This is a genomic window from Streptomyces sp. NPDC004561 (genome assembly GCF_053602155.1).
Genome location: NZ_JBSGDB010000739.1, coordinates 1 through 2920, shown reverse-complemented (window position 1 = coordinate 2920; position 2920 = coordinate 1). Strand labels below are relative to the sequence as shown.

Genomic DNA, 2920 nt, shown 5'->3' with positions numbered 1-2920 from the left:
CGGAGCCGGGCGCCACACCCTGACCCCGGCGGCGTACACCACCAGCCCGACGAGCATTCCCGCGCCCGCCCCGAAGCACAGGGTGGGCACCAGAGCCGGGCCCAGCACCAGTGACCCCGCCGCCCGCTGCACCGCCCCGGTCAGCGCGCAGCCGCCGATCACCGCACCGGCCCACCACCGGTCCCGCACGGACAGCAGGGGCACCCCCACCGGTGCGCCGCCGGGCGCCCGCCGCAGGGCACGCACCGCCCACACCACGACCACGACCGCGCCCGCCGCGGAGCAGCCGTACTGGAGCCACGAGAACAGCGGCATGCCCGCCGGGCGCTCCCGCCCGATGGCCGGAATCAGCCGCGTCCCCCACCGCCCGTAATGGGTGAACGCGTCCCACACCACATGGGTCAGAGCGCCGAGCACCGCGGAGACGTACCACCACAGCGCGGAAACGGCGCGCACGCGCGCGCGTGGCCCGCCGTGGCACAGCAGCGCGGCCGGCTGGCCCTGCCAGGCCCTGGGCAGCAGCGCCAGCAGCGGTTCCCGGGCGAGCAGCCACAACCCCACCAGCGCCCATGAGATGAGCGCGTCGACGGTGACGACACCGGAGAACGAGTGCGTGACGGTCCCGAACTCCATTCCGCCCGGCAGCACACCGGCCGCGTAGTAGGGCATGTCGGGCGCGAAGGAACCCGCGACGAGCACCGCCGGCACCAGTCGGCCCCGCCCGGTCCCGTCCCGGCGGACCGCCGGCAGCACGGCGGCCGCATGGCTGAGCGTGAACGGCAACGGGTCCCTCCGCAGCGGTCGTCGGCCGTGGCACCGGAACCGGTGATCACTTCCGATCCAGTATGCGGGACCGCCGTACGGGTGCACCGACGACAACGACAGTTGGCCAACCGGTGAAAATCGGGCGTGAACGGGTCCCCGCGCAAAGCAAGTTGTCGTAGGGTCACCTGGGTTGCCGTGCCGGGCGCACGGTCGCACACACATCGCACGCGCGGAAAGGCGACACAGAGGCAACCGGAGCACCGGGTCGACCGTCACACCAGGGCGAGACACGCAGACGGAAACGGGCGCACCGACGCCCACGGGAGGGGTTCACTCTATGGCGGCGCATTTCGGCAGGCGGCTCCGCAAGGGGGCGGCGACCACCGCCGTGGCCGCGGCAGCGGTCGCGGCGCTCTCCGCGTCCCAGGCTCCGGGGATGACGAGCGAGGACCACGGCAGACAGGCGACGGCCGGCTCCTCCAGCCCCGTCCCGGACAGCGCCGGCGCCGACGCCACGGGCAACTCGCCGTACTACACGGACCTGCCGCCGCTGAACAGCCCCAACCCCAACCCCAGCCCCTCGCCGACCGCCAACACCCCTGTCGTCCAGGGAGACGCCGAGGCCGGCATACCGGCGACGGTCCTCGACGCCTACAAGAAGGCCGAGGCGGAACTGCGCTCCTCCAAGCCCGGCTGCAACCTGCCCTGGCAACTCCTCGCCGCCATCGGCAAGGTGGAGTCGGGCCAGGCCGACGGCGGCCGGGTCGACGCGAGCGGCACCACGCTGAGCCCGATCCTCGGCCCGGTGCTCGACGGCAACGGCTTCGCGCTCATCAAGGACACCGACCACGGCGAGTACGACGGCAACAGCCAGTACGACCAGGCCGTCGGTCCCATGCAGTTCATCCCGTCCACCTGGGCCTGGGCCGGCCGCGACGGCAACGGCGACGGCAAGAAGGACCCCAACAACGTCTACGACGCCGCCCTCGCCGCCGGTCACTACCTGTGCCGCGACGCCTGGGACCTGTCCCGCGAGGCGGACCTTCACAGCGCGATCCTCAGCTACAACGACTCGCAGTCCTACCTCGCCACCGTCCTGTCGTGGATGGAGTACTACCGCAAGGGCACCCACTCCGTGCCCGACGGCACCGGCGGCCTGCCGAGCCACCGCAGCGACGACAGCACCCCGCACAAGTCGTCCCCGAAGCCCTCGGACCCGCCGAGGACCAAGCCGGCCCCGACGCCCTCCGAGCCCGGCGGGGGGCAGCCCGGCGGCGGACACGAGAGCCCCAGCCCGAAGCCGCCGAAGCCGCCCGTCCCGCCGACGGCCCCGCCGACCCTCACCGACACGGTGGACCACCTGAAGGACGCGGGCACCGCGAAGCTCACCGCGATGGCCGGCGACGCCTTCACCGAACGCATCAGCACCCGCGCCGAGACCAAGGTCGGCCGGTCCGTCGCCAAGGTCCGCGTCCGGTTCACCATCACCGGGGACACCGACGCCACCTTCGCCGGCGGCGAGACCGTGGCCACGGTCGCCACCGACGCCAAGGGCGTGGCGAGCGCCCCCGCGCTCCAGGCGGGCGAGAAGACCGGCGACTTCAAGGTCACCGCCGCCGTCGTGGGCCGCCAGGCCAAGGGCGTCGACTACACGGCCACCGTCACCGAGCGCGCCGCCGACACCCTGGCCCGCACCAGTGACACCCCGCTCACCTGCACCCCGGGCGGGGAGTTCGCCGACCAGGTCCAGGTGAAGGCGACGTACAAGGGCGCCGTCGCGGACAAGGTCGCGGCCACCGCCACCCTGATCAAGTCCGCGGACGACGCCACGGAGAACGACAAGGGCCCGTACTTCAAGGGCGCCGACGGCAAGCCCGTACGCACCCTCACCGGCCTGGTGACGGACGACAAGGGCCTGCTCACGCTGCCGAAGCTGTACGCGGACGACACCACGGGCACCTTCCTGCTGCGCGTCACCACCCCCGGCGGCGGGACCCTCACCGTCGAACTGAAGGTCGCCGCGGCCGACACCTCGGCGAGCCCGTCCCCGAGCCCGTCCCCCTCCGCCTCCTGACACCGCCCACTTCCGGCAGGGCGCCCTCCCCGCGCCCGCGGGGGGGGCGCCCGCGGTCGTGCGGGCACCGCGGTTCACAAC

General features: G+C 73.5%; 2 protein-coding genes. One reads left to right on the top strand and one right to left on the bottom strand.

All coding sequences use genetic code 11. The features are described 5' to 3' along the window. The coding region (locus ACWEN3_RS44495; RefSeq protein WP_452983852.1) for a DUF4184 family protein at positions 1 to 783 on the bottom strand (783 nt) is incomplete at its 3' end. Between the two features lie 319 nt (positions 784 to 1102). Between ACWEN3_RS44495 and ACWEN3_RS44490 the strand changes: the two genes are divergently transcribed. Next, the gene (locus ACWEN3_RS44490; RefSeq protein WP_452983849.1) at positions 1103 to 2839 is read left to right on the top strand and encodes a lytic transglycosylase domain-containing protein; all 1737 of its coding nucleotides are present in this window, start codon (positions 1103 to 1105) and stop codon (positions 2837 to 2839) included. Positions 2840 to 2920: the final 81 nt, after the last annotated feature.